A 23,914-nucleotide genomic window follows, 5' to 3' on the forward strand; every position below is an offset into this window, starting at 1 on the left:
CTACTCAATAAGGACATGTATATGAAAAATAAAATCTTCGTTGTCTTAATGCTCACCGGCATGTTCACCAGTTTTTCAGGACTTGCGGAACTCTTGCAGTGCAGTATCAACGTCGGCAATCTCTCCGATTGCCAGCCATATCCATCAACGAAAAATGCCCCTCTACTCAGAAGCGATGGAAAGGTTTCTTTATGCGAGATTAATAGCGGACAGGTGGGCTCATGCTCATCAAATTATGACGGTGAAATAGTCATCAAGAGAGGTAGTGGTTACTCTGAATGCAATGTTGAGTATGGCGAACTGAAAGGCTGCACTCCTCCTGTTTATTCTGGCTCAGCGATTATTGATACTAGCCAAGAATAAGGGTAAAGCTTTTCGGTAAGGGCATTAACCCCTTTGACTGGCCGGAAATGTCCCAGCTTACCAAGCCGATGCTCTTACCTGATGTGCAGAAACGAAAAAGCCCCGCATTTTTGCAGGGCTCTCAAAGCTTTTCTAGGTGCTCATCTACTGAAACGCCTATGAGTTAGAATATTCATTTTGACTATTTAACAATGCCGAACAGCTTTGCCCACTCTTCTATCTGGGATCGATATATGAATTGAACCGACTGCAGGGAGTAACCACCCTCCCCTTCTACAATTTGTGCAAGGCAAGGGAATTCTTTGGGTGCCTGACGCAGAATTTCTCTTTCAAGCTCGTCAGGTTCGAAAACCGAAGGAAACTCCTCATCCAAATGAAGGTAGCCTTTTACTATCCATTCTCTGTATTCAAATTCGTTATTCAGTAGCTTCATGCCAATGGTCTCATGTGATGTTTTACATAAGATAGCAGGCTTCCAGCAAACGAACGATGGCGATGATTATCTTTTAGGCCCCCTTGTAATTTACTTAAGCAAAACTAAACTTACATTTTAATTTACAGGTATACCAAGAAGTCTCCTAGAGGAGAACTTTCCATCAATTTATTGAATATACTTTGTTTTAAATAGGATGAGCCTATGGATATTAAGACAGTTCTGGAGAATTTGAGCTGCTCAGCTTGCCGATGCGAATTTTTCATATACCCAAAAAACTTTAATGTCGAAACAAACTTCGCTGAGTTTAGTTGCGCATCTTGCGGCCATGAAGTTACCAAAAGCGAACTTCTCGAGCTATTGCAAACTTGTGAGTTTAAAAAGCCGAAGAAACTGATCACATCCATGTTGTAGTGTGCTTTCTCATCCACACAGCCTGAAAGGCAAATTTGGCTGTTGCAGTGCCGGGTGCCTCCCGGTGAACCGTTGGTAAGCTAACCGTGGTTCGCTGTCTTCACTTCGAGGGGATTAGCTTATTAGCCCTACCGCATAGGTAAGATTCACCGCAACGTCATAAACGTATCATATGCCTATAAAAGACAAAACCCCGCTGGAGCGAGGTTCTGAGATTGTCTAAGCTTTGTGACTACGTGACCACTCTTAACACATTACATGATAAAATGCGGACCGCAAAAGCTTTTTTTAACTTTCACTCCATAACGTAAAAGAGGTTGAATATGTTCTTTGTGAAAAGTTGCCATCAAGAATTTAATATTAAAAAAAGCAAAACATTGAAGATTGGCACTCTAGAGGAATATAGGGAAACTGAACAAGCTCAAATAGCAGATCTTTATGAAGGTACTTTTAGCTTAGAGATATCACTTTCTGAAGTACACATTGAATTTGATATATTTAATGCATTAAATTTCAGTCACAATAGTGAAGTGAACGTAGTGATGGATGAGCTCCATATATCTTGTAGAAGTCCATTATTTGAAAAATGTTTATTTTTAAAAAAATACCAATCAGTGGCTACCTTCAAAAATAATAATCGCTTTGCCTTTTGCATATCCAAACTTGAATCTCACGAAGATTGTGAAGGTATTTTCAAGGATTACAATGACTATTGGTACTTCAGAGCTGATTTATCGCCCTTGATGGCAAGTGAAATTAGTAAATCTCTGTTTAAAAGCATTGAAGATTTGACAAAAAAAGGTAGCCAGGTCTTTCGAGAGTCGTATGATATTAATAAGTTAAGGCTAGCGTTTAAGGTGCAATCAATTAGCTACCGAGATAGAAGGACCTTGATAAACAACAATTATTTTTACAAGTACAAGCATGATTTAAGCAGCATGCTTGATGGATTATTGTTTTTAAAGCCCGAATCCTTTAGAAAAGAAAATGAAATTAGATTTCTCTTTGACTTCTATGAAGGTGACAGACTACTTCACCCAAAAATAAATAGTTTAATAATTAACGCATCTGACAACATGCTTGCAATAACGCATGGGAAATAAATGCATGCCCCTTTCACTCTCATAAGGGGCAGCATCATTATTCAATTTCTAATTTTACGCTTAACATTGACAAACAGCCATCAATAAACCCCTCAGCCAGCTGCATACTAATTCTTATTATTCTTTCGTCTTTTTTTTGAGTTTTCGCTATAGAACGTTTCGATTTATTAAACACATAATATTGTATAAGAATTTTATACTCTTCCGGCCTGCGAATTTTAAGTTGCAAAACGCAACCATCTACAATCAAACCATCGTCGTCGCAACATGATAGTTTCGCTGAGCCTGAAGGAGGCAATAGGCCCTTAAACCCAGCAGCAATTGGGGAAAAATCGACACCGCTATTATCTCTTGCCCAAACTCCCCATCGAGATAGTACTTCCTGAATATCACGCATCATTCTCTCCACACTTTATTTTTGCTTGCTGGTAGCGATAACACCAGTTGCCAGCGCGCGGTCTAATGTCTTCAGTACCAGAAATTCCTGAGTACCGTGTTCTGATTCCCAAGCCTGGGTATCCGCATGAAGTGAGTCGTGACACCGTCTGCACAGCGGGATCACGAACATGTCATGCGCTTTTGTTGCCATTCCACCAAATCCATTACCGGTAATGTGGTGCGGATCATCAGACCCGTTGCCACAGCCGCAACATGGCTGGCGCTTTACCCATTGGGTGTATTTTGCGTTTTCATACCGGCGGCGTTTCGGTCGCAGCATGAATGATTCAGGTGTTTCCGGATCAAGGGCCAGCGCCAGCACCGGTTTGATGTTGTTCGCTAGTTCTTCACGGGGTTGCCTCTCCCACGGGTTCACGTCCGCTTCTTTACCCTGGCCACCAGGCGGTTTGTATTTGACACCCAGCGCTTCGCAAATTATTTCCGGCGGAAGAAGATGAACCAGCCCTTTCGTCACGGCCCACCAGCACAGCTCCGGCAAAGTAAGGTGTCGCCCGTCCGGAAGGCCATACCGGTACCGGATTGCCTCTGTCACAAACTCGGCGGCGTTCGCCAGCGCGATAGCATCCAGTTTTGGAGATTCTTTTTCCCGAAACTCGTTATCATGCGCCCAGCACAGGCAGACGACGCCACGACCTCGGGGCACCTGCACCAGCTCATGGTGATGAAATTCCCCGTTGTAGTCCGGGCACTGGCACACACGGTGGCGTTTAACCCAAAGCGTCAGCGCGTCCATTCCCCCCACTCTGGCAATTACCGCTGGTGATGACAGGAAACCAGACAGACGCGGGTCACGTGAAAGCGACTGCGCTTCTGCCGGTACCACACCATCAGGCAGTTTATGGAGTTCGGCTGGCTCGTTGGTGATCAGCAGGCGTTTACTGCTGAAGAACTTCACCATGTCAGCCGGCAGCGCGAACTGCACGATCCCCAGTTCTCGCTGAGGATACGGTTTTAATAATGCTCTCACGCGTGGGCCTCCTGTTTCTGTTGCAGATAACCAGCCCACAGCCCGGCAACCCACTCAACACCCTTCGCCGTGAATCGCGCCTGGCGAAACGCGTGCTGATTCTGCGTGCTGGTACCAGTTTTCACCTGAAACCGGCCTGCCTCTAAATGATTGGCCTTTGGCGTCAACTGGCCTTCCAACCGGTAAACAATGTCTTTCTCGAGCAGGAACATTCGGAATTCCGGTTCTTTCGCATGCAGCAATTTGCAGACAGCGCGGAATCCCATAGAGCCCTTAGCCATAACGTACTGATCAACGAATTCCACTTTCGGGGCCGCCAGCGCCAGCTGTGATTCCAACGCCTGCTTTTCTTCGGCCAGATCAGCAGCCAGTCGCAACGCTTCCGGCAATGACTGCGGAACCAGACTGCCTTCTTCTAATTTCTGCCACCGGTCGATAACAGCGGCAGTGAACTCAGGGGATAATTGTGCGACCAGCACCAGAGAATCGCGCTTATTGAACCAGTACTCCTCATATTCCTGACCGTTCTGCTCATGGATATAGGGGGTGTGCGCCAACGGCGCGCTTAAAATTCCACCAGCCGCAAGCCTGTCAGCCGAGCGCTTCACGTCGCTGTGCTTACTCTTCACCAGCCCAGCAATCTCACGGCTCGACATTGTTACCACTTTTCCTGACAGCAAACTGTTCGACATAATCACTCCACACGTTAAACCGGCTGCACACCGGCGGCTTTGAAATCAGTAATCGTTATTTCTGCCTTACCACCCTTCGTTACCTCTCCCCATTCAACTGTCATGCGTTTGACCTGGCTGTCGTCCTTCCAGATCCCCGCATGGGTCAGGCCATCAAACAGCGCCTTCTGGAAATTATCTAAATCGCGTTTTGCCCTGCTCGGCGGGAATAGAACCAGATGCACATCCAGTTCGGTGAGTAGCGCCGTCGGACGGCTGCGCAACTGCTGATAAATCGCCGCCAGCGCATTTGACCGGAAGATCCGCCCGCGCTCGCTGATTAGCACGCCCTTTCGGGTGGAGCGCCAGTAACCGTTGACGCTTGGCGGGAATGGCAAAATCAGTCGCATAAGCTTCAGACCTCCATCTGCAATTGCATGTTGAAGCGGTCCCGGATTTCGCAATATTCCAATGTGCCGGTGCTGTTGAAGGATTCGATGCGCTCCGCCAACACATATGCGCGGGTTTCCTTTGACTGAGGTGAATACGTCCCTTTCCACGCACTATCAATTCCGATATTGCGGGCAATGTTGGTGCTGTCAGCTGACGCCAGCGGCAGTTTGGTGAAGATGTCCTTATTCAGCATGCGGAGACCATGCAGTTTGGTAATTGGCCGGCTATGAGCATCAACAACGTGACGAATGATGTCCTTCATACGGGCCACGGCTTTAAGCGGTGATTTCACGTCATACTCACCACAACTGCCAATGGCTACACGCGGGTACTCATGGCAAAGCCGGATAAAACGCTCTTCGCTTTCGTTCATGTGCCAAACCGGGCAACCGGTAAATTTACTGTGTGGCCACTCAGCCAGCAGCGCATCATTCTCCGCCGCGCCGCCGTCTATAACGTCAGGAATGACGGCGAAATCGAGACCAGGGTGATTCTTCCAGCGCTCCACGAAGTCGTAATAATCTGACCAGTCGATTTTGTTTTTGCCTGCTTTCTTCCAGATAGAGAACGCGCCATTGTCTAAGGCGAATGACTGGCAGATTTCGGAAGCCAGCCCGAGCTGACTTGAATTGGCAAAAGAAATGAATGCATGGCCACCTGACCAGGCCCGCATCGCGCAGGTATCCGGGGTGATAGGTCCGCCGTGATAGTGGATCATCAGTTCACCTCCCCTGCTTTGATCAGGCTGTTCAGCACAGCATCAGCATGTTCCCGCGCCGCGGTGTAATCAGAGGGATGCAGCTCCCCTTCCGGGGAGACGGCTGTCAACCAACCGTTATAAGCAGCCAGCCAGATTTTCTGGAATTCGCTCACGCAGCCACCTCCTTCAAGTTTTCAGCGCCAGCAGGAACAGCCAGGTAATGACCAGCCAGCACCTTGACTCGGGAGTTACGCGCCGGGGAGATCGTGGTAAAGGTCGCTGGTACCAGCTCGATATCGTTGAACGGGCTTTCATTGCCCCAGTGATGCCAGCCAGCAGCTTCACCGCGACTGAAAAGCTCGATGCGGGAAACCTGACCGTAAAGCTCTTCAAGACGGAAGCGTACTTCGGCAGGCTTTTCGCTATGTTCGCCACGGCAGCTGTAAACGACCTGCTTAACGCTGGCGCTGAGGCGTTCAAGCCCGGCGCCGCGTGTGGCGATCAGAACATCTTCGCTATTGCCACGGGTGTAATTGCCGCCGTTCATCACCGTTTCGGTGCTAAGCGCATCAAGAAAATCTTCAAAATCGAGCATGGTCTGATCTGCCAGCGCCCTTTCTATACGTCCGCGCGCCTGCTCGTAGAGCTTGACCCAAGTAAAAGCTTTCATGGTTTTGACCTTGAAGCCCCAGGCCTGCGCCAGCTCAACCGCTTCTGAGGCGAAGTTTCCGGTGTACCACATCGCAAGAATCGCGTTTTCATCAGCAATTGACCAAACCGGCAGGCGCTTCATTTCTTCGGTTGGCATGGTGCTGTAATGGTCACCCGCTGCGCCATTGCTTACTTTGTTGGAATACTGCCAGGCCGGATCTGCATAAATCAGTTGATAGCTCATGCTTTCACTCCCTGCTGGCGCTGGGCGCAGTCTTTCCAAATCTTGGCCCACGTCGTAATGGCGAAATCAGCGCGCATGCTGCGGACGCTGGCTTTGCTGGCCTCTGTGCACACCATTTTTTCCAGCGTACTCGGTGCCTTCTTCGCCGCAACGCCGCTGATGAACCGGCGGTATGCCGCGTCTCGCTCTGCGGTATCAACTGCAACGTCACTGCCAGAAGTCCACTTTCCGTTCACACAGCCCGGACGGCCACTCTTCGCCCATTTGGTCGCGCTGAGCAGGTAGCCTTCAAACTTGGCTGGCTGGAACAGAGTTGCCGGGCGCAGATATTCAGCCATTTTTGGAGAGTCGCCCCAGTGAACCTGCTTGTATTCGATAACCAGTTGCAGTTCTTCCAGGGTGTGGCCTTCACGGAGACGGGCACGCATGTTTTCCAGTGAGCTATTAGCGGGCTGATAGCGTGAACCGGTGATTTGGTTCAGGTGTTTCAGTGCCTGTTTGGCTTGATCAGTAATTTCAACTTCGGCGTCGGTCTGCGCAGCAGGCTGACAAGAGGTTTTATTATCTGATGGATCTTGTTTTGAATTTACTAACGGATCCCCCCCAGATTCTGGCGGGTGAAAACCGGTATTCGTGTTGGTTTTTGATGCGTCGGATTTTGACCGGTCAGAATTTGATGTGTCAGATTTTGATGCGTCAGAATCTGACGGTTGAGCGGCAGCACGAAGCTTCGCAATATTCAGCTGGTACATGTTCGACGTGTTGCGGTTTCCCTTACGGCGCTGAGTGCTGGTGATCCAGCCGTCAGCCTCAAGTTTGCCCAGCGTAGTGCGCACAGTGCTTTCACCAGCACCCAACTGGCGGGCAATGGTGGTAATTGACGGCCAGCACAGGCCTTCGTCAGAACTGAAGTCAGCGAGGCGCGCCATGATGGCCACCGCCGATATTTTCAAACCGGCAGCAGCGCAACCATCCCAGACGTATGCGGATAACTTAACGCTCATAAGACCCTCTTAAATTTTCGCCGGAATTGTTCAGTAGGCTGGGCGCATTCATGCGGGTAACCTGCACGCATGAAGATGACGCGATCCCCTGCTCTGTCGAAGCCCACGACGTGTACCACAACGCCCCGCCAATCTTTGTAGTGCCTGTCCAGCGTTTGGATTTCTTCAGACATGCAGTCACCTTCCGGCTTTTCACCCTGACGTAACCTACCCACCACCGGACGATCTGGTAGTTGCACGGTACCCAGTGGCCCGATACCATCACTTCGTACGACAAAGCTTGTTTGTTGCCGCCAGTCGCTTTGCAGCGCATTTGCGGGACGCCAGCTTTTATGAGTAAACTGTTCATGCGTTAATTACTCCACACACGTTTTTAATGCGCCGACGCCTCGGGACTGCACTCCTGAGGCGTCAACCCTTTCATGCAAAGCCACAACTGACTTCACATACTCATCGCGCGCAGATAAGTGCTTGAAATGCAACGCCATAATCTCGGCCTTCTCGTTCTGATCAATCACGCCGTCATCTGCAATAGACGTGTTGATTTGCTGATCCACCTTCCCGCTCTTTGCAGCCACCTTTACGCCCTTAATAAACAGATCAACGTGGTCCAGCTCATCGCGATTTGGGATTTCAACGAAAAAGCCACCACGCCGCTGGGCGAAGTAATCCGCCAGGTGATTGGTGCCGCTGATGTCTTCCATCGCTTCCAGCTCGGCAATTTCGAAGAACCGGCAGCCGTTCTTTTCGTACAAATTGTTGTTGAACTGCGTTTCAGTCATGCCCAGAGCGCCAGCCATAGCAGACCGACCGCCGGGATAGGCTTTGCACATCGTTTTAACTACTGATTTCAGGTCTACCATGTTGTTTTCCCTTTGGTAGTTATGGTTGTTCGCCACTGGTGATAGCCTTTTTGTAAAGTGTTGGGTCGTATTTCAGTTCACCTTTGGTTCTATATGCAGCCTCGGCAGCTCGGCCTTTTGGGATCAGTTGGCCAGGGCGCTTTCTCCACAAATAAAATGCTTCAGGGGATATCCCAAAAAACTCAGCGACTTTACCGGGTTCGCCAAAATATTTTTCAAGGTCACTCGTCGTCATAACACCTCCGATTTCTAAATTAATTTAGATAGTATTATTTAATTTTATTTTGATCAATAAAAACTAAAATAACTTAGGTTCATTAAGAGGATGGAAAATGCTTACCCAAGGGCAGCGGATAAAAAACCTTCGTAAAGACAGGAAACTGACTCAAGCTCAGGTCGCAAAGGCGTTAGGTGTTAGTGATGTGACTATTGGCTACTGGGAACGTGACCTGAATGAACCGGGTGGGAAGTCTTTGAGTAATTTGGCGGCTTTTTTCGGTGTTTCTGAGGCTTTCATTCTTTACGGTAAAGAAGAAATTTCTAACATCATTCCCGCATCATTTGGGACACGCCAGATCCCCATTATCAGTTACGTTCAGGCTGGTATCTGGACATCCGCGTCGGACGCAAGCAACCTTGAAGGTAATATTGACTACATCCTAACTGACATAGGACTATCACCCCGTTCTTTTGCCTTAAAAATCAAAGGAAAGTCAATGGAGCCAGAGTTTACTGAAGGTGATCTAATTATCGTTGATCCGGACATAGGTCCGCTGCCTGGTGATTACGTTGTAGCGAAGAATGGTGAACATGAAGCAACATTCAAAAAATACAGAGCACGTGGCAGAGATGCTGGGGGTAATGAGATTTTTTCCCTTGTGCCTCTAAATCAAGATTTCCCAACAAAACATTCTGACCAAGAACCCATATCAATAATTGGCGTAATGGTAGAGCACCGAAAATTCAGACGGCGTTGATCCCCCCTTCCTACTAGCCCTACTTCATTCAAAACACCTTCCAGTTAAAAATCTAAATATTTTTAGTTTTAACCGTTGCATTAAAAACTAAATTATTTTAGATTTACACCATCAGCAGTGATCAACGTGGATGCCCACGCAGTAGTTGCAGGTGGCAAAGAAGCATCGAATGATTCTCTCAGGTATCAGCAGCACGACGGCAAGAACGCAGCAGCTTAATGAGGTATCAGGATGGATAAGCAAGAACCGAAAATTATTGGTTTGGGATCTTCGAATGAAGAGTTAATTGAAGAAACTGTTTCTGAAATATTGCAAAAGCATGCACACCAAGTGGCCGCCTTTTTGGAAGGCGGCGAGATTACCAAAATTAATCTCTTATCTTCGGATTGAAAGCTTCAATTCGGTTAATAAGCAACTTGGTTGCCGAGGCAACGGCAGGATCCTTACCTTTATAAGCTTGAGCATGACGATTTAGATTTTCAATGACGTCGCTTTTTACTGTGGGTAAGGCGGTTGAAACGGAATGAAGCGCTACCGTGAATGCGTTCTCAAGAGCTTCAATCCTACGGGCTAAAGTGACTAAATTAGTCGAAGCGTTTTCCACCTTCATTTCCTTCTTGGCTGTGTGAGAACTACCAAGATAACACCGCCGCCTGAGGTGGAGAAGTGACCAGGCATACAACGGCAAGAACACTGGGGTTGAGGAGCTCATCAACCGAAGTCACTCATGACCACAGTTGAAAAGTGTTCTTGCCGATGTTTAGGGATTAGTGGATCTGTAAGTCAGGGACTAGCGTCAGATATGGAATTTCGCGGAAGGTTACAACTTCATGAACGTTAACTGGATGCTTACACACTGCACATACGATGGAGGAGATAGTCTCAGAGAATACGACGTCAGAAGTGACATTGAATCTCTCAGAATTACATTTTTCGCAGATAAGTTTTATATCGGGCATTTTTAACTCACGGATAAGTGATGATCTTAATCAGATTATTAAGAATTTTCTTATTCCAATGATAAGTATAGCAGACGTTTAGATTCTTGAATGAGTGCATAACGTAAAGAGCACTGACGGTGAGCAAGCTGGCAAAGCTTTCAACATCCTACAGTCCCGATAGTGCTCTCTCCGTTGTGGCCAGCATCAGGTGATGGTCGGGTTCCCTACCCGATTGCGGGTTCGACTCCCGCCGCCCATTCAGATCGACGTGGAACCTCGATAATTGCTGTGTGTAGCTGTCTTTCGGCGGTGGCATGACTCTTCAACCATCCAACATCAGGGGGAGCGAAGATAATGTTCTGATCATGACCACCGCCAATTTTTTCGCAGGCATAGACAAGGGCCGCTGGCACCCACCCAGCACGCCCTGTGCATTACCGGCCGCCCTTGTCTATGTGTGTGAGTAATTTCTCGCGGTGTGCGCCGCGGTATCGGCGAATTCAAAGTCTGATAGCGCGGCCTTAAATGCCCTGGTCCACTGGGGCATTTAGTGAATCGTTATTACTGAAATTTAATTGCCAATGCTGGCAAGGGATTCGCTCACGCCGAAATCTGGAAATCACTTACTTAGGAATGCAGCCATGAAACTTATTCAACCGGTCACACCAGAACGCAATGCCGATAACTTGGGATATTGGACTCACCCTGATTTCTTCGAACCGGCCAACGGTAACGAATACCCAGCGCCCGGCGAATTTGAAGCGTGGGCAAAAGCTCAGGGTGTCGAGGTTTATACCCTGTCACTTGATGCCGATCCAGCAGCTGACGATATTCAGGCCGCCTATGAAGTAGGCGAAGCTGATGTTTCTGCGTGGAACCCTACTCCGCCAATCGGTGAAGGCTGGTTCCTTGCCTCAATTCACGATACCGAGGACGGCCCTTATAGCGTTTGGTTCCGCCGCAATACTGAAGAACAAGCCGAAATTGCGCGCCTTAAAACCGACTTTTTGGAAAAGCACCAGGTGGCGATCACCGCCGCTTATGAATATTTCAAAGCCTGCCCTGTGGGTAATGAACGCACTATCGCACACCAGATTTATCAGGTACTGCGCACGGCTACGAGGGTGGGCTGAAATGAAAGTTTATATCGCCGGGCCAATGACAGGCCTGCCACATTTCAACCGCCCTGCTTTCAAACGGGCAGCTATAAACCTGTCATTTGAAAAGCATGTGCCACTGAATCCGGCAATCATGCCTGATGGCCTAACAAAAGCTGATTACATGGCTATCGGCCTGACGATGCTGCAACGCGCCGAAGCGATTTACCTGCTTACCGGTTGGCAGTTCAGCGCAGGCGCCAGAGCTGAACATGCGCTGGCCTTAAAGTTGGGTTTGGAAGTAATCGAACAGAGGGAAAGAAGCCATGGCTGAGACAACCCGTTCACATTTCGTCAGGCGGTTTTGCGTGAAAAGAATGCTGAATCTGTGGTTTGTTCCGGTTGAGTTTGCGCCAGCAGTGCCGCCAGGTATGAAAATGCTCTGGTGGCGAGCTGGAAAATATTACGGCCGATTTCGGGTCAGTCAGTAAACCGGTGTGCAGCTGGCTATAATTAAACGTGTGGAGTGATATATGACGAGAACATTAACGCTTGATGAATGGGCTCTCGAAGAGTTTTCCGCGCCAATACCTAGCAGACCAACGCTGATGAGGTATGCGAAAAATGGAATGATATACCCCCTGCCCTTTAAAGCTGGGCGGTGCTGGCGTGTTGAAGCATCAGCGCGTTTCATTGGGATAGCTGAGAAGCCTGTGATCAACAAGGATATAGATCCACGTTTAATGAGGATTCTCGAAGATGGCACGTCCACGTAAATATAACGTGAATATTCCCGGGCTGTCGTGTTACATGGACGCCAGAACCAATAAGGTTTACTGGCGTTACAAGCATCCAGCCACAGGTAAGTTCCACGGTTTGGGGGACAACGAAGAGGAGGCAAAAGCAATCGCAATAGATGCGAATATGCAACTCAATCAGAGGAAAATGGCAAATCTCCTGAGAGTAAGAAATGAAATTAGCCGTGAAGTGAATAAAGGCATCACTACCAATGCATGGGTTGATAAATACAGAGCGATTCAGCTAGAAAGGGTTAAAGCTGGTGAAATAAAACCCGATACAGCGAAATTGCGGGAACCTTCTTTACGAGCATTAATTTCTCATTGCGGGATAAAACCATTGTCGGAAGTCGGTGCCAGAGATATTGCTGGGATCCTCGATATTTACATTGAAAAAGGTCAGGGAAGGATGGCGCAGATGGTGCGTTCGAATCTAAGTGATGTATTCAAAGAAGCTCAGCATGCAGGTGAAGTTCCGGCTGGTTATAACCCTGCGAAGGCAACAAAACAACCTCGGGCAAAAGTTTCACGACAGAGACTTTCATTTGATGAATGGAAAGCCATTTATTCGGCTGCATTAACGTTACCGGTGCATATTCCCAGGGCAATGCTATTGGCCTTAATTACAGGCCAACGGATAGGAGATATATCAAAGTTGAAATTTACTGATATCTGGGATGACAAACTTCATGTAGTTCAGCAAAAAACCGGGGCTAAAGTAGCTATACCCCTTTCTTTGAAATGTGAGGCGTTGGGACTGTCTCTTCAGGATGTGATAGCTGAATGCCGAGATTCTGTTTTGAGTCAGTGGATCTTGCATCATCACCGTTCACGAAGAAACTGTACCCGTGGTGGGCAGATAACTAAAAGCACACTCTCAAAAGGATTTGCTGAAGCCCGAGATAAAAGTGGTCTGCTGTGGGAGGGAGAGAATCCTCCAACATTCCATGAACAGAGGTCATTGTCGGAACGCTTGTTCAGAGAGCAAGGAATAAACACGCAAGTTTTACTTGGACATAAAAATAGTCAAATGACGGAGAAGTATAACGACGACCGGGGGAAAGACTGGAAGGAAGTTGTTGTTTAATTAAGATGCCGTTTTGCAGAAGAATTTTGCAGGAGTTTTGCAGGGATGAACATTTACTCTTAAATAATAGTCAGTTAGCAGTTGATACCCATACCGAAGTCATAAGTGGTAGAAAGAGCATAGCCATCACCATTCTGATGACGAACGTCGCGGCCATTATTCGTGCCTTCACCTGCTGGTGTATAGTTAATGTCTTCGCTGTTGTTATCGCCATCATTCGCACCCTGATATTGCAGCGCAAAGTTCCAGCCTTTTACTTCACCAAAGAAGTCTGTATTACGGTAAGTCGCAACGCCATTAGTACGACCAACCATAAAGTTATCAGAAGAGGTGTAGGTATCGCCGCCGAACACTGGCAGCATATCGGTCCAGGCTTCAATGTCATACACAACGCCGTAGTTACGGCCGTAATCGAATGAACCGAAGTCAGCGAATTTCAGACCTGCAAAGCCCAGACGGGTGGCGTTGCCTGATGTACCTGTATTTTCAGAATTATTAGCCTGGACGTTGTATTCCCACTGGCCGTAACCGGTCAGTTGATCGGTAATTTGGGTTTCACCTTTAAAGCCTACACGAACATACGTTACGTCGCCGTCCTGACCTGCATCATCTGAAAATTGGTGACGTGCATCAACTTTGCCATACAGGTCCAGTTTATTGCCGTCTTTATTATATATTTCTGCGGAATGAGCTGCGCCTGCAACCAGTAATGCCGGGATAATAAGTGCCAATGCTTTTAATTTCATGATGTATTCCTTTATCATTTAATTGGATACTTGAATTTATTATATATATATTTTCAATGAGTTAGACTCGTATTAATATTACCTGCAGAGTTCCGTGGTTCTGTAGATAAATTATCGGTTTTAATTTTATTATTTATTACTAATTATTTCTGTCGGTATTATCAATATTTCGAATGAATGTTATAGTTAATTTCATATAAAATATGTATTTATAATTATATATTTTTCTGTGGTACTTTATTTCCGGGTTGTGGAATCATCACTGCAATCCTATTTACCCTTCCTTGGTTTTACTTATATTCTTTTTAGTCGCCGTTTTACCCCTGTTAACGGCGTTAGTATGTCGCCCCGCCTGACTGCGGGGCTTTTTTTTGCATAAAAAAACCCATAACCGGCGAAAGTTATGGGCTCAACAAATGAGAGAGAACTAAAATTTCTACGACGAGGTCAGAGAGACTTTCCACAACAACCTGCATAACAGATGTCACGGTTGCGTTATCCGCAGCGGAAACACCGGCTATTCAGGGTACAGCACATAATTTCAGGAGAAGGCTTCTCTCATGGCACAGCTCGTTCCAGTAACTGAACCGCAATAAACGGATATAACGATCAGGAGCGGCGAAACCAGGCCGGATCACTGTTCCCCACATCAATACCGTAAAGACAGCCTGTGGCGAGAAAGCTTTCCAGCAGACGGGATGTATCCTGCGCCCTCTCCGCTGGTGGATGACTGACCTTGCGGTGCGTGATACGTTGCCATAGCGAACGGCGCTCAGCAGTGTGTACAGTGATTGACATACAGGCCTCCGGTTAATCGCAGCTTCAAAATCAAAGCTTTCTTTAACGCTGGTTTCAAAATCGTGGCAAACGATGCCTGCCGCGGGAATGAACGTAGTAAACCTTTTATGAACGGCAAACTGAACCAACCATTTTTGCTTTCTTTATGAAGTTTTGAACTATAACTCCCGCAGCCAAACGCCTTCGCAGAACAGTTTTGCACAGGCCAGACTTTGCTGATGACGTAATGCCGGATCTGCGGGATCTTGCGCGAATTGTACCAGCATGCCGGTAAAACATTGCGCGAGCATGACGGCAGAAATTTCTTTGCGGAAAAGTTTGCTTTGCTGATTTTGCACGAGGTTTTCTGCCATCAGGTTGATCAGCAAACGCTGTGTCTCTTGCGCCAGAGGTGGCAGCAAAAACACCTGCTGCGTCAGTTCATTGTTTTCAGCGAAAAAATTCAGCAACTTGCGAAAGCAGAGCGCCATCCGGTCCAGTACCTGATTTTCGGCAACGTCAGGCGCAATCTGTAATGAACGCACCAGTGCAGTCAGGCGTTCACGGAAAAGAACAATATTATTGCCGGTCATTTCTGCATCCTTACTCTCTTACACGTATGCCATTCTAAACGACTTGCTGGCAGGAACAGCCATTTGCGTTTGACCAAATCAGAAAAAGTTAATGACCGTGCTTAACAATTGCACATTGGGAGCGGCAGGCGTAAACCAGTGGATAGCTCACGCAACGGCACCGGGTCGGGTAGACCGTGTCTTGCGCGCAGCACCTGAAGAAGATACCGAATACATAGAGGATAGTCGTATGTCTAAAAATGGAAAAGTGGCTTTAGTGACAGGTGGTGGTCAGGGGATCGGCCGCGCGATTGCACTGCGTCTGGCGAAGGATGGTTTTGCTGTGGCCGTGGTGGATTTTAATGGGGAAACAGCGAAAAAAGTTGCCGAAGAAATTAATCATGCCGGTGGTAAAGCCATTGCTCAGTTGGCGGACGTTTCAGACCGGGAGCAAGTTTTTGCTGCCGTAGAAGCGGCCACCAGGCAACTCGGTGGTTTTGACGTCATCGTTAATAATGCCGGGATTGCGCCGACGACACTGATTGAAGACATCACCCCGGAAATCGTCGATAAAGTTTATAATATCAACGTGAAAGGTGTCATTTGGGGCATTCAGGCGGCGGTCAAAGCGTTCAAGTCACAAGGGCATGGCGGCAAAATTATTAATGCGTCATCACAGGCCGGGCATGTGGGTAACCCTGAACTGGCGATCTACAGTTCGAGTAAATTTGCGGTGCGCGGGCTGACACAAACTGCAGCGCGTGACCTGGCCTCGCTGGGTATTACTGTCAATGCCTACTGTCCTGGGATTGTGAAAACACCGATGTGGGAAGAAATAGACCGTCAGGTGTCAGCGGCAGCCGGAAAACCGGCGGGCTATGGTACACAAGAATTCGCCAAGAATATTACGCTGAAACGCCTTTCTGAGCCGGAAGATGTCGCGGCTTGCGTTTCTTATCTGGCCGGGCCGGATTCTGATTACATGACGGGTCAGGCTTTGCTGATCGACGGCGGTATGGTGTTCAACTGATCCCCTTTCCCGCCCGTCAGGCCTCTCATAATGAGGGGCTTTTTTGTTTCTCTTTTCTACCTGATCACTGTGTGGCCAGCGGAATATAGTATTCGCAGGTCACGCCTTTGAGCGCAGATTCACGCGAGTACTTCTCCAGGTCCGGTTGCATAATAAATTCAAGACCCAGCGTAGGCAAAAACACAGAATACAGATAAAGAATAAAATCGTTCAACCGGCTAAGATCGTACGGATAGTTGATCTTCAGATAACGGCTGGCCGGAACCAGGATGTTGTGGCTGTCGCTGGTGTGTACCTGATGCGCCACTGTATAATCCATCTGCAACGCATTCGCCACTTCATCATTCGTATCAGGCCGGCAGTCCGACAATCCCCAGACCGGTGCCCGCAGAGATTCCGGTGTTTCCAGATAACGCAGCAACTCCGCGCGGTGAACGTGATTCTTACTGTTGAATAAGGCTTCAATGGGGTAAGAATGCGAGATCGTATCCCCTTCAAACGCCATCACCGGTAACTCTACGATTTCATATTCCGGCTGCGGAAACTCATCGACGGTAAGCGGCGCGGTGATCCCGTTCATGGTCCATGATGCATTGCGGCGATACGTACCGGGAGTTTCGGCGAAATTCTTCTTGAACGATCGGGTGAACGTTTGCTGCGAATCGTACGAGTAGTACAACGAAATATCGAGGATAGGCATATTGGTCAGACGCAACGCGATAGCGGCCATCGTGAGACGGCGGTCACGAATGTATTTACCTAGTGCGTAACCCGTTTTACTTTTAAACAAACGCTGAAGATACCATGGTGAATAGCCGGTTTTTTTTGAGGCTTTTTCCATGGTCAGACGATCACTTAAGTTGACTTCGATCCAGTAGAGTAACTCTTTGATCAAATCGTCATGAAAATCAGGTTTTTGTTCGCTCTGCAAAATGAACTCCCTGTGCTGCAATAAAGTCGCGTGATTAGGACGCGACAGATTTTGAAATCATATGCACTACAATGGCATCCGCGCTCTGGCTAACGTTTTTTAGACATCAGAGGTTTCCTCACATACCGTTCGGCAGGCGTAAAGCTCATTTTCGATGGCGCGGTTAAGATTGTATTCTGCACAGTCTGCGCTCAGCCCGAGCGTTTCCAGGCGTGACATGGCATCCATGCTGCTTTACACAGATAAGCCACAGGAGTAACCGAAGAAAAGTAGATAGCTGAGGATAATGCCAAGACTTGAACGGATGTTCAAGTTATTTGAGAACGCTCATTCACCTGTGAATTTATATAGGTAAATGACTTGCAATCTCCTGCAAAAGCATACCCGCCGAGGCAGGCAGAAAAGTGAATATGAGAAATATTATCTGGCGGAACAGGTAAAACTGGAGGCCATTTTCGTGTCACCCTGTCCGTTGTATCGTGGGAATAACGGATAATCACACAACGGCATTTCGCGCCCGGCAGTTGCTTTGTTTGTATCAATCATCACTTGCTGACCCGGATCTATCCCATGAACAACCCATTTATCCAGGGTTCCTAATGAATCCCAACTCACCCGATATGTCCCGCTGCTGTGCGTGAAACCCGGTGCCAGGTAGAAACGGGCAAACTGATGAAGTTCTTGCTCACCAAATTCAGCTTTCAGCTTCTCGTAATACGCTACGGTGTTTCCCGGCGGAACAGCCATATCCGCCGTGCCATGCATCAGTAAAAGTTTGCCTCCATGCTGCACAAAAGTGTGAATATCGGCACTATCATTATCGATTTGTGCCGCCAGTTCTTTCAGCCTCGTCTCATGGGCTGCGGGATTAAACTGAAGAGAGTCGTAATTTGCATCTCGCATCACTTCGTAGCGGACAGCTTGATCGCCCATCATGTAAGGGAATGAAATAATGATATTACTGGCTTCTGGTTTTGGCTTGTTTGCACCGGAACCAAAAACACTGACTAACGCAGAAGCGTCTGCACCACGTAAAATTGGCCATGGGGCAAAGTGATCGCCAGTTAGCAGGTTGACACCCAGAGGCACCGGTTTATTAAGCATCTGGACCAGCGCGATTTGCGTATCTGAAAGGCAGTTGGCGCCTATATCTTTCCCATCCGGGCAGCGCAGATGAGCCAGTTTAAATGTCGAACTGCAGGCATCCGGATTGGCGACTACACCATCAGCCAGACCATCCAGTTTGTCACAGGCACCGGTAACGGCATTGGCAATCAGTGCGGCTTTGGCCGGCGAAATCCACGCGCCCGGCGTGTTGTAGATTGCCTTCCCGATACTGATCCCGGCCATGTGCAGTTCAACGACGTTATACACCGGATGAATGGCAATCGCGCCGTCATAGTCAAGCGGGAAGCGCTGGATCGCCGCAAGCGCTTCGTGGCCGCCTTGCGAATTACCCTGAAAATACATGTGAGCAGGTTTTCGACCATAAGCCTGTTGGATCAAGGCAACGGCCACATCGTGTGTTTTCTTGATTTGCGCACCGGCAAAGTTATCCCAGGCTTCCCCGTTAAGGGTAAAGGAAGCATCGGATACTCCGCCCTGATGGCCTGAATCACTGCCAAACGTGGCATAACCTTGCTTTATTGCGCCGGGTGTTGCTGCCGGCGCCAGACGTGCTGTATCAGCGTCTTTAATCGCACCGTCAAAACCACTGCCACCCAGTTGCAGGGCTTTACCATTCCAGTCAAGCGGCAGGTAAAGCTGAAAATTAATATCGGGCGCGTTGAGATCGACGGGCCTGATCTGCCCTTCAATCTTGCAATGTTGATTACCCGGATGGCCCGCCATTGCCACTGTGGTGACCCGCGCCCCCCTTGTCGGAAGCCCGATTGCGTCTGCATTGATATGCACATTTTTTAAGGCGACGCACTGTGCTTCGGTGAGGCCTTTTTCAGGGGCAGCTAAAACAGTAGCGGTGAACAGCATAAGCAAGCAGAGGCAGAAGGGAGCTTTCATCAGACAACGTTCATTCCGGCGGCTAAGTAGCGGCAGTTTGTCATTAAATGACCTGTTAAAGAAGTCTTTTGACTATTCAGTGTTTAAAAAAATGGTCACAATATGCATTAATTATATATCTGATGAATATTAATCTCTCGCAAAATTATCGACATCATTGAGTTTATAAACATATTAATAATGAATATCTTAAAATAAAGCAAGGCAGGGTAATATTAAAAATGCGCAGTGATGGGTATTTATTTGCCTGTTATGGATGTTAAGCGTATATTCGCGTTTGCCTGAATTTAAAATGACGGCCTATATACATAATCATCTATTTTAAAAAGGAATTTATATGAAAAACTTATTTAAGTTAGCTCTTCTCGCTGCGGTAGTTACGACACTTTCAGGCTGTACCGGTAGCGTTTTTAATAAAGAGAAAAATTGTGACTATACTTATTTGCTGCACCCTGCGATTTCAATTTCTAAAATGATCGGGGGTTGTGGTCCGGCAGAGAAATAAGTAGCGAGTTTTGTCATGCCGGACCTCAGTGTCCGGCATTTGCTATTCTGCAACGCCTGAATTCATAATCTTTACCGTTTCCCCCTTTTTTCATTACCGAGCCATAAGATCATACCAGCCAATTTTAGTTACAACATACATATATTCAGATAAATCAAAACACCAAAAACTTAACCAAAAGTGTCTTCTGTATTTCTTCAGGACGAACGTGTCTTAGATTTATTGACCAGCCTCCATCAGCACGGATAAAAAAATGGCCGCATAAGCGACCATTAACCTCTTTCAGAAATAGAGAATTTACCGCTTACGCCACAGTGTAAGTTCCGCTACGGTATGCTGGAATTTCCTCGCCGTTTCACGGATCACAAACGGAACATCTGCCGGTTGCCTAACCTCTTCAAATCCACTCGCCAGCAAACGTTTCAACGCCTGATGCGTCGTAACAGCTTCACCATTTTCCCGGAACCCGCCCAGCCAGTGCTCTTTCGGTGTAAACTCTTCGAGCCAGGTGTAAGGTGAAGAAAGCATGAGTAAGCCGCCAGAACGAATCATTGGCGTAATATCTGTCAGAAAACGTGCAGGTTCACGCAGTCGATCCAGCAAATTAGCCGCCAGGACCAGATCGTATAATTCCGCCTGCGGCTTCAGGTTACAGGCATCACCCTGCACAAAATTCACCCGCACTGTCTGCTCTGCTGAGATATTGACATCAGCGAGCGAAGCCTGGCAATAATCCACCAGTTCGCCCTCCTCCGGGATTACATACCGACAGGCTTCACCGCGTGCCAGAGCCAGAGCGACATCAATAAATCGCGCGGAATAATCCATTCCAACCACAGAGTCGAAATGACGTGCAAGTTCAAAACTGGCACGTCCCGTAGCACACCCGATATCCAGCGCCCTGCCACGATTAACTGTATTTTCAACTGCAATATCAACCAGTTGAACTGCATAATTCGTTACGTCGAAATGACGCGGACCGTACTGGAAATCAAGATACTGCGCCACCAGCCCGTCAGTTTCATAAGGATTCACTTTCACCACTTCCTGATGGCTGGAAATCACATAGCGGAAACCGGCATGCTGGAAAAAGTGGCGACGAAAAGCATAACGCGAAGATTTTAGCGCTTCATTGCCCGTTGAAATCCAGCTTCCGCCTTTGATCATGGAATGTTTACCATCGAATGTTGGCGTCGAAAAATCATCATATAAAGGATGAACACGAAAGCCGTCAAATCCACTGATCGGCGTAGACGCCCATTGCCAGACATTCCCCACAACATCATAAAAATCACCTTGTTCGAAATGATCAACCGGACAGGATGATGCCCACCATGCGAGGTTGATATTTCCCGGTGCTGTTTCCCAGTCTGGCTGATCACCCTGCACCTGATTACGCAGAATCATCCATTCAGCTTCAGTCGGCAACTGTACTGATTCACCGGTCTGCGCCGCTTTCCAGCGACAGAATGCTGCCGCTTCCAGTTGATTAACTTCAGCAGGCCAGTCCCATGGCATCGGTACTTCTTCAGTCATCAGGCGAAGTTTCAGCCGTTCAGGTTCGCGGGGCGAACCCACCCAGAAAGTGGGCATTTCAGCCCGCGCAAAATCCCGCCAGCCAAGCCCTTCCTCATCCCACCACTGGGCATCGTGATAGCCGTCCGCCTGTATAAAAGTATAAAATTCAGCGTTACTGACCAGCATCTTACTGGCACTAAATGCCTGAATTTTCTGTTGAGATGTGCCGTATTCGTTATCCCAGCCGTAGGTATCATCCTGCTTACCCAACGTGACAATGTCACCTTTCACCGCCAGCATAGTGTTATCAGGTACGCTGTTGCGGTCATGACGGGCGATTCCACACACAGGCCAGTGAGATTGTGGCTTAACCCATTCCACCGGCAACTGACGGATCAATACACTGGATGTTTCCAGATGAATGCGCTCATGTTCAATGCCCATCAGAATCACCCAGGCAGGGCTGTCCCATCCGATGGGTAAACTCAGCGCCATGGTGTCAATAATACCGAGCACTTCTTCACGTACTTTGTCGCGGTATTGACGCAAGTTAACAACAGATGGCCAGTTATAGTTCTGATCGTCGAGATCATCCCAGCTCATTTCATCCACACCGATCGCCAGCATCGCTTCGATGTGTGAATCAACACGTTGAGGAATCAGCCCTGCAGCCATCAGCTTATTAATATAAAAAGTGGCGGTATGACCGAAATAAAAAATCAGCGGGTGGCGAAGCGAAATTGCCTTATTGAAATAGGCTCTTTCATCCGCGAGACAATCAAACAGGCTCTCGTACAGCTCCCAGGTTTGAATGAAATAATCGCGAATTTCCTGACGTTTTTCTTCCGCTGTTCCGGTGCTTAGCAAAATGGTCTGCGTCGGTTCTGGCAACCCGATAGCCTTGTTTTGTGTTGAAAGCATTATTAGTCCTCTGTCTTCTTGCGTTGCCAAATCAATACACAATTGTAGCAGGTCACATCTTTGGCTTATTCCCGGTCTGGTTTTTACCGGCTTTATATTCTCAATCGTCAGACATTAACATAACCTTAAAATCGGGCCTATGCTCGCTATCTCTCCATAAACAACAGCGAACTTTCACGAACATGCAGAGATTCGCCCTCAAAATGATGACGTAAATCGTAGTAATCTGGTGCATCAATGATGCCCTGAATATTGTCAGAAAATGCTTCCAGCGCCTGTTTCATCTGCGGCAGATAATCGTGAGTGTCATAAACACGGTCGATCCCTTCAAGCGAATGATTCATAATTTTGCGCGCAACATCATTCGGCACATTCAGGGAGGATAACTTGGAACGCGCCGTACGGCGTAAATCGCGGGTGGTAAAAGCATCAATCCCCGGCCCCCGTTCCGCGCGTAGCAGGCGGCGTATAACCTGTGTCACCGCACCGCGTGATAACGGCCTTTGTGCATCGAGCGGTGAAGGCACCAGCCAGGGACTGTGTTTCGGACTGGCTGATAGAAGAGCATTGATGCAGGTGATCATTAATGGCGTCAGCGGCAGGCTGTGATCACGGGCCGATTTATTTCGCGTACCCTGTCGCCAGATGCCGATCTGCAAATGAAACTCATCTTTTCTGGCGCGCACCACTTCATCTGGTCGTCGTGCAGTCAGCAGGCACAACCGCAATGCCCAGCGACATTGTTCAGAAATATCCCATAAATCAAGGCCATGCCAGAAAACCCAGATTTCAGCATCGGTTAACGTTCGTTCGCGTGGCGGGGTATTCCGACCGCCGACGTCGCGGCGCTTCATGGTACTTAGTGGCGAATGTGCCAGATATCCCTGGGTTTCTGCCCAGCCAAAAAATTGCTTACAAAGCGCGAATACCCGTTTTGCTTCTGAAACTTTCCCGTCCGCCAGCAGTACATTAAACAAACGGTTCAGTCGTAAACGGGTGATTTTATTCAGAGGCACTTCGCCGATCACTGGCAACACATGTTTCATCAGGGATGAAACAGCAATTTCTGGCCGACGTCGTGTCAGGATCAGTGAAAGCCGGATCCAGATATTGATCACCTGCCCGACCGTCGCATTGCCCTCCTCATCAAAATCATCCAGTTTGGCAAGCGGTGTCATTTTCACATTCTGCAGATAAGCCAAAACATGCTGACCAACATTTCCGGCAGCAAAATCTCCTTCGACTATTGTTACGGATCCGATCTTACTCATCTGCCCAATTCACCTCAAAAATCACAGGCCGGAGTTATAACAAGCCTGAGGATCTTAGGCAAAAGGTTTATGACTCCAGACCTATTAAGTCTGGAGTCACACAGATCACTAATAACGAAAAATAGAGCGATTATGAAGGGGAATTATGGTGAGCCAGCCGTTGTGTGTTGTTCATAAAATCGACAGACATAATGATATAACGCATATTTTTTACTCATATCTTCGTTATACGTTATGGATTGGCGAAAAAATCGACGTTTTCACCCGTATGCATTCGCCCTAATAACGATTGTCGTCATAAATAACGTCATGTTTCCCTAAAGAAAATTTTGCTTATGCCGAAATGTTAATAGTTAAGGATCCTTAATCTCACTTAAACCGCAGTCTGGCCATGGAAATG

General features: G+C 47.8%; 30 protein-coding genes and 1 pseudogene. 11 read left to right on the forward strand and 20 right to left on the reverse strand.

Annotated features, from left to right (window positions below):
- Positions 1 to 21 precede the first annotated feature (21 nt).
- Positions 22 to 363: a hypothetical protein gene (locus tag GW591_RS17180; RefSeq protein WP_166861103.1), complete on the forward strand. Its 342-nt coding sequence runs from the start codon at positions 22 to 24 to the stop codon at positions 361 to 363.
- A gap of 181 nt (positions 364 to 544) precedes the next feature.
- Here the strand turns inward: GW591_RS17180 and GW591_RS17185 are convergent, their stop codons facing one another.
- Positions 545 to 796, reverse strand: coding sequence for a hypothetical protein (locus GW591_RS17185; protein WP_166861105.1), 252 nt, complete (start codon positions 794 to 796; stop codon positions 545 to 547).
- A 204-nt stretch (positions 797 to 1,000) separates the two neighbouring features.
- Here GW591_RS17185 and GW591_RS24305 point away from each other — a divergent pair, with 204 nt between their 5' ends.
- Both GW591_RS24305 and GW591_RS17190 read left to right on the forward strand, forming a co-directional pair.
- On the forward strand, positions 1,001 to 1,210 hold the full coding sequence (locus tag GW591_RS24305; RefSeq protein ID WP_449649249.1) for an ECs_2282 family putative zinc-binding protein: 210 nt from the start codon (positions 1,001 to 1,003) through the stop codon (positions 1,208 to 1,210).
- A 323-nt stretch (positions 1,211 to 1,533) separates the two neighbouring features.
- Positions 1,534 to 2,313, forward strand: a complete 780-nt coding sequence (locus GW591_RS17190; RefSeq protein WP_166861107.1) for a hypothetical protein — start codon at positions 1,534 to 1,536, stop codon at positions 2,311 to 2,313.
- A 37-nt stretch (positions 2,314 to 2,350) separates the two neighbouring features.
- Here the strand turns inward: GW591_RS17190 and GW591_RS17195 are convergent, their stop codons facing one another.
- The 11 genes from GW591_RS17195 to GW591_RS17245 form a co-directional block, all read right to left on the reverse strand.
- Entirely contained in the window at positions 2,351 to 2,710 is a 360-nt protein-coding gene (locus GW591_RS17195; protein WP_166861207.1) for an antiterminator Q family protein, read from the reverse strand.
- A 15-nt stretch (positions 2,711 to 2,725) separates the two neighbouring features.
- Positions 2,726 to 3,739, reverse strand: a complete 1,014-nt coding sequence (locus GW591_RS17200) for a DUF968 domain-containing protein (protein ID WP_166861109.1) — start codon at positions 3,737 to 3,739, stop codon at positions 2,726 to 2,728.
- The gene (locus tag GW591_RS17205; RefSeq protein WP_166861111.1) at positions 3,736 to 4,431 is read right to left on the reverse strand and encodes a phage antirepressor KilAC domain-containing protein; all 696 of its coding nucleotides are present in this window, start codon (positions 4,429 to 4,431) and stop codon (positions 3,736 to 3,738) included. The genes GW591_RS17200 and GW591_RS17205 overlap by 4 nt, the downstream gene beginning before the upstream one ends.
- A 14-nt stretch (positions 4,432 to 4,445) precedes the next feature.
- Complete coding sequence (locus GW591_RS17210) at positions 4,446 to 4,820, reverse strand: RusA family crossover junction endodeoxyribonuclease (RefSeq protein WP_166861114.1); 375 nt, start codon at positions 4,818 to 4,820, stop codon at positions 4,446 to 4,448.
- A 5-nt stretch (positions 4,821 to 4,825) separates the two neighbouring features.
- Entirely contained in the window at positions 4,826 to 5,581 is a 756-nt protein-coding gene (locus GW591_RS17215) for a hypothetical protein (protein WP_166861116.1), read from the reverse strand.
- Positions 5,581 to 5,736, reverse strand: a complete 156-nt coding sequence (locus tag GW591_RS17220) for a hypothetical protein (RefSeq protein WP_166861118.1) — start codon at positions 5,734 to 5,736, stop codon at positions 5,581 to 5,583. The genes GW591_RS17215 and GW591_RS17220 overlap by 1 nt, the downstream gene beginning before the upstream one ends.
- Positions 5,733 to 6,458: an MT-A70 family methyltransferase gene (locus GW591_RS17225; RefSeq protein WP_166861120.1), complete on the reverse strand. Its 726-nt coding sequence runs from the start codon at positions 6,456 to 6,458 to the stop codon at positions 5,733 to 5,735. The genes GW591_RS17220 and GW591_RS17225 overlap by 4 nt, the downstream gene beginning before the upstream one ends.
- Positions 6,455 to 7,462 (reverse strand): conserved phage C-terminal domain-containing protein, encoded by a 1,008-nt coding sequence (locus tag GW591_RS17230; protein WP_166861122.1) that lies wholly within the window; start codon positions 7,460 to 7,462, stop codon positions 6,455 to 6,457. The genes GW591_RS17225 and GW591_RS17230 overlap by 4 nt, the downstream gene beginning before the upstream one ends.
- Complete coding sequence (locus GW591_RS17235) at positions 7,459 to 7,635, reverse strand: DUF4222 domain-containing protein (protein WP_071882959.1); 177 nt, start codon at positions 7,633 to 7,635, stop codon at positions 7,459 to 7,461. The genes GW591_RS17230 and GW591_RS17235 overlap by 4 nt, the downstream gene beginning before the upstream one ends.
- Before the next feature lie 183 nt (positions 7,636 to 7,818).
- Positions 7,819 to 8,325 carry a YmfL family putative regulatory protein gene (locus GW591_RS17240; RefSeq protein ID WP_166861124.1) on the reverse strand — a complete coding sequence of 169 codons (507 nt, stop codon included), beginning with the start codon at positions 8,323 to 8,325 and terminating at the stop codon, positions 7,819 to 7,821.
- 19 nt (positions 8,326 to 8,344) lie between these two features.
- Positions 8,345 to 8,560 carry a Cro/CI family transcriptional regulator gene (locus GW591_RS17245; RefSeq protein WP_112198719.1) on the reverse strand — a complete coding sequence of 72 codons (216 nt, stop codon included), beginning with the start codon at positions 8,558 to 8,560 and terminating at the stop codon, positions 8,345 to 8,347.
- 97 nt (positions 8,561 to 8,657) lie between these two features.
- Here GW591_RS17245 and GW591_RS17250 point away from each other — a divergent pair, with 97 nt between their 5' ends.
- Together GW591_RS17250 and GW591_RS17255 are read left to right on the forward strand one after the other, a co-directional pair.
- On the forward strand, positions 8,658 to 9,302 hold the full coding sequence (locus GW591_RS17250; RefSeq protein WP_112198718.1) for a LexA family protein: 645 nt from the start codon (positions 8,658 to 8,660) through the stop codon (positions 9,300 to 9,302).
- Positions 9,303 to 9,533: 231 nt separating this feature from the next.
- A complete protein-coding gene (locus GW591_RS17255) occupies positions 9,534 to 9,692 on the forward strand; it encodes a hypothetical protein (RefSeq protein WP_162906098.1) in 159 nt (52 codons plus the stop codon).
- On the opposite strand, the gene GW591_RS17260 is transcribed toward GW591_RS17255, so the two are convergent.
- The gene (locus tag GW591_RS17260) at positions 9,670 to 9,906 is read right to left on the reverse strand and encodes a hypothetical protein (RefSeq protein WP_132964301.1); all 237 of its coding nucleotides are present in this window, start codon (positions 9,904 to 9,906) and stop codon (positions 9,670 to 9,672) included. The two genes, GW591_RS17255 and GW591_RS17260, sit on opposite strands and share 23 nt — an antisense overlap.
- A gap of 978 nt (positions 9,907 to 10,884) precedes the next feature.
- Here GW591_RS17260 and GW591_RS17265 point away from each other — a divergent pair.
- From GW591_RS17265 to GW591_RS17280, 4 genes are all read left to right on the forward strand, one after another.
- The gene (locus tag GW591_RS17265) at positions 10,885 to 11,376 is read left to right on the forward strand and encodes a hypothetical protein (RefSeq protein ID WP_013577811.1); all 492 of its coding nucleotides are present in this window, start codon (positions 10,885 to 10,887) and stop codon (positions 11,374 to 11,376) included.
- Position 11,377: 1 nt separating this feature from the next.
- The gene (locus tag GW591_RS17270; protein ID WP_013577812.1) at positions 11,378 to 11,674 is read left to right on the forward strand and encodes a DUF4406 domain-containing protein; all 297 of its coding nucleotides are present in this window, start codon (positions 11,378 to 11,380) and stop codon (positions 11,672 to 11,674) included.
- A gap of 199 nt (positions 11,675 to 11,873) precedes the next feature.
- Positions 11,874 to 12,116, forward strand: a complete 243-nt coding sequence (locus tag GW591_RS17275; RefSeq protein ID WP_013577813.1) for an excisionase — start codon at positions 11,874 to 11,876, stop codon at positions 12,114 to 12,116.
- Positions 12,100 to 13,224 (forward strand): site-specific integrase, encoded by a 1,125-nt coding sequence (locus tag GW591_RS17280; protein ID WP_013577814.1) that lies wholly within the window; start codon positions 12,100 to 12,102, stop codon positions 13,222 to 13,224. The genes GW591_RS17275 and GW591_RS17280 overlap by 17 nt, the downstream gene beginning before the upstream one ends.
- 80 nt (positions 13,225 to 13,304) lie before the next feature.
- Here GW591_RS17280 and GW591_RS17285 read toward each other — a convergent pair.
- From GW591_RS17285 to GW591_RS17295, 3 genes and pseudogenes are all read right to left on the reverse strand, one after another.
- Positions 13,305 to 13,970 (reverse strand): annotated as a pseudogene (locus GW591_RS17285) (porin); the annotation flags it as partial.
- A gap of 609 nt (positions 13,971 to 14,579) precedes the next feature.
- The gene (locus tag GW591_RS17290) at positions 14,580 to 14,768 is read right to left on the reverse strand and encodes a hypothetical protein (RefSeq protein ID WP_037033048.1); all 189 of its coding nucleotides are present in this window, start codon (positions 14,766 to 14,768) and stop codon (positions 14,580 to 14,582) included.
- Positions 14,769 to 14,926: 158 nt separating this feature from the next.
- Positions 14,927 to 15,340 carry a hypothetical protein gene (locus tag GW591_RS17295; protein ID WP_119262438.1) on the reverse strand — a complete coding sequence of 138 codons (414 nt, stop codon included), beginning with the start codon at positions 15,338 to 15,340 and terminating at the stop codon, positions 14,927 to 14,929.
- A gap of 229 nt (positions 15,341 to 15,569) precedes the next feature.
- Here GW591_RS17295 and GW591_RS17300 point away from each other — a divergent pair, with 229 nt between their 5' ends.
- A complete protein-coding gene (locus GW591_RS17300) occupies positions 15,570 to 16,349 on the forward strand; it encodes a (S)-acetoin forming diacetyl reductase (protein ID WP_013577817.1) in 780 nt (259 codons plus the stop codon).
- A 64-nt stretch (positions 16,350 to 16,413) separates the two neighbouring features.
- On the opposite strand, the gene GW591_RS17305 is transcribed toward GW591_RS17300, so the two are convergent.
- A complete protein-coding gene (locus GW591_RS17305; protein WP_013577818.1) occupies positions 16,414 to 17,280 on the reverse strand; it encodes a helix-turn-helix domain-containing protein in 867 nt (288 codons plus the stop codon).
- A gap of 420 nt (positions 17,281 to 17,700) precedes the next feature.
- The gene (locus tag GW591_RS17310; RefSeq protein WP_225444967.1) at positions 17,701 to 19,131 is read right to left on the reverse strand and encodes a tannase/feruloyl esterase family alpha/beta hydrolase; all 1,431 of its coding nucleotides are present in this window, start codon (positions 19,129 to 19,131) and stop codon (positions 17,701 to 17,703) included.
- 505 nt (positions 19,132 to 19,636) lie between these two features.
- Between GW591_RS17310 and GW591_RS17315 the strand changes: the two genes are divergently transcribed.
- The gene (locus GW591_RS17315) at positions 19,637 to 19,804 is read left to right on the forward strand and encodes a YhfL family protein (RefSeq protein ID WP_013577820.1); all 168 of its coding nucleotides are present in this window, start codon (positions 19,637 to 19,639) and stop codon (positions 19,802 to 19,804) included.
- 297 nt (positions 19,805 to 20,101) lie between these two features.
- On the opposite strand, the gene ovoA is transcribed toward GW591_RS17315, so the two are convergent.
- Together ovoA and GW591_RS17325 are read right to left on the reverse strand one after the other, a co-directional pair.
- A complete protein-coding gene (ovoA, locus tag GW591_RS17320) occupies positions 20,102 to 22,243 on the reverse strand; it encodes a 5-histidylcysteine sulfoxide synthase (RefSeq protein ID WP_013577821.1) in 2,142 nt (713 codons plus the stop codon).
- Between the two features lie 146 nt (positions 22,244 to 22,389).
- Entirely contained in the window at positions 22,390 to 23,514 is a 1,125-nt protein-coding gene (locus GW591_RS17325) for a tyrosine-type recombinase/integrase (RefSeq protein WP_119262433.1), read from the reverse strand.
- Between the last annotated feature and the right edge of the window lie 400 nt (positions 23,515 to 23,914).

Origin of the sequence: Rahnella aceris, assembly GCF_011684115.1 — a bacterium.
Lineage (GTDB): Bacteria > Pseudomonadota > Gammaproteobacteria > Enterobacterales > Enterobacteriaceae > Rahnella > Rahnella aceris.

What these genes read in the sequence shown, in the direction of transcription:
- GW591_RS17180 (WP_166861103.1), top strand. Translation starts at nt 22, where the DNA reads ATGAAAAATAAAATCTTCGTTGTCTTAATGCTCACCGGCATGTTCACC.
- GW591_RS17185 (WP_166861105.1), bottom strand. Translation starts at nt 796, where the DNA reads ATGAAGCTACTGAATAACGAATTTGAATACAGAGAATGGATAGTAAAA.
- GW591_RS24305 (WP_449649249.1), top strand. Translation starts at nt 1,001, where the DNA reads ATGGATATTAAGACAGTTCTGGAGAATTTGAGCTGCTCAGCTTGCCGA.
- GW591_RS17190 (WP_166861107.1), top strand. Translation starts at nt 1,534, where the DNA reads ATGTTCTTTGTGAAAAGTTGCCATCAAGAATTTAATATTAAAAAAAGC.
- GW591_RS17195 (WP_166861207.1), bottom strand. Translation starts at nt 2,710, where the DNA reads ATGCGTGATATTCAGGAAGTACTATCTCGATGGGGAGTTTGGGCAAGA.
- GW591_RS17205 (WP_166861111.1), bottom strand. Translation starts at nt 4,431, where the DNA reads ATGTCGAACAGTTTGCTGTCAGGAAAAGTGGTAACAATGTCGAGCCGT.
- GW591_RS17210 (WP_166861114.1), bottom strand. Translation starts at nt 4,820, where the DNA reads ATGCGACTGATTTTGCCATTCCCGCCAAGCGTCAACGGTTACTGGCGC.
- GW591_RS17215 (WP_166861116.1), bottom strand. Translation starts at nt 5,581, where the DNA reads ATGATCCACTATCACGGCGGACCTATCACCCCGGATACCTGCGCGATG.
- GW591_RS17225 (WP_166861120.1), bottom strand. Translation starts at nt 6,458, where the DNA reads ATGAGCTATCAACTGATTTATGCAGATCCGGCCTGGCAGTATTCCAAC.
- GW591_RS17230 (WP_166861122.1), bottom strand. Translation starts at nt 7,462, where the DNA reads ATGAGCGTTAAGTTATCCGCATACGTCTGGGATGGTTGCGCTGCTGCC.
- GW591_RS17235 (WP_071882959.1), bottom strand. Translation starts at nt 7,635, where the DNA reads ATGTCTGAAGAAATCCAAACGCTGGACAGGCACTACAAAGATTGGCGG.
- GW591_RS17240 (WP_166861124.1), bottom strand. Translation starts at nt 8,325, where the DNA reads ATGGTAGACCTGAAATCAGTAGTTAAAACGATGTGCAAAGCCTATCCC.
- GW591_RS17245 (WP_112198719.1), bottom strand. Translation starts at nt 8,560, where the DNA reads ATGACGACGAGTGACCTTGAAAAATATTTTGGCGAACCCGGTAAAGTC.
- GW591_RS17250 (WP_112198718.1), top strand. Translation starts at nt 8,658, where the DNA reads ATGCTTACCCAAGGGCAGCGGATAAAAAACCTTCGTAAAGACAGGAAA.
- GW591_RS17255 (WP_162906098.1), top strand. Translation starts at nt 9,534, where the DNA reads ATGGATAAGCAAGAACCGAAAATTATTGGTTTGGGATCTTCGAATGAA.
- GW591_RS17265 (WP_013577811.1), top strand. Translation starts at nt 10,885, where the DNA reads ATGAAACTTATTCAACCGGTCACACCAGAACGCAATGCCGATAACTTG.
- GW591_RS17270 (WP_013577812.1), top strand. Translation starts at nt 11,378, where the DNA reads ATGAAAGTTTATATCGCCGGGCCAATGACAGGCCTGCCACATTTCAAC.
- GW591_RS17275 (WP_013577813.1), top strand. Translation starts at nt 11,874, where the DNA reads ATGACGAGAACATTAACGCTTGATGAATGGGCTCTCGAAGAGTTTTCC.
- GW591_RS17280 (WP_013577814.1), top strand. Translation starts at nt 12,100, where the DNA reads ATGGCACGTCCACGTAAATATAACGTGAATATTCCCGGGCTGTCGTGT.
- GW591_RS17290 (WP_037033048.1), bottom strand. Translation starts at nt 14,768, where the DNA reads ATGTCAATCACTGTACACACTGCTGAGCGCCGTTCGCTATGGCAACGT.
- GW591_RS17295 (WP_119262438.1), bottom strand. Translation starts at nt 15,340, where the DNA reads ATGACCGGCAATAATATTGTTCTTTTCCGTGAACGCCTGACTGCACTG.
- GW591_RS17300 (WP_013577817.1), top strand. Translation starts at nt 15,570, where the DNA reads ATGTCTAAAAATGGAAAAGTGGCTTTAGTGACAGGTGGTGGTCAGGGG.
- GW591_RS17310 (WP_225444967.1), bottom strand. Translation starts at nt 19,131, where the DNA reads ATGGCGGGCCATCCGGGTAATCAACATTGCAAGATTGAAGGGCAGATC.
- GW591_RS17315 (WP_013577820.1), top strand. Translation starts at nt 19,637, where the DNA reads ATGAAAAACTTATTTAAGTTAGCTCTTCTCGCTGCGGTAGTTACGACA.
- ovoA (WP_013577821.1), bottom strand. Translation starts at nt 22,243, where the DNA reads ATGCTTTCAACACAAAACAAGGCTATCGGGTTGCCAGAACCGACGCAG.
- GW591_RS17325 (WP_119262433.1), bottom strand. Translation starts at nt 23,514, where the DNA reads ATGAGTAAGATCGGATCCGTAACAATAGTCGAAGGAGATTTTGCTGCC.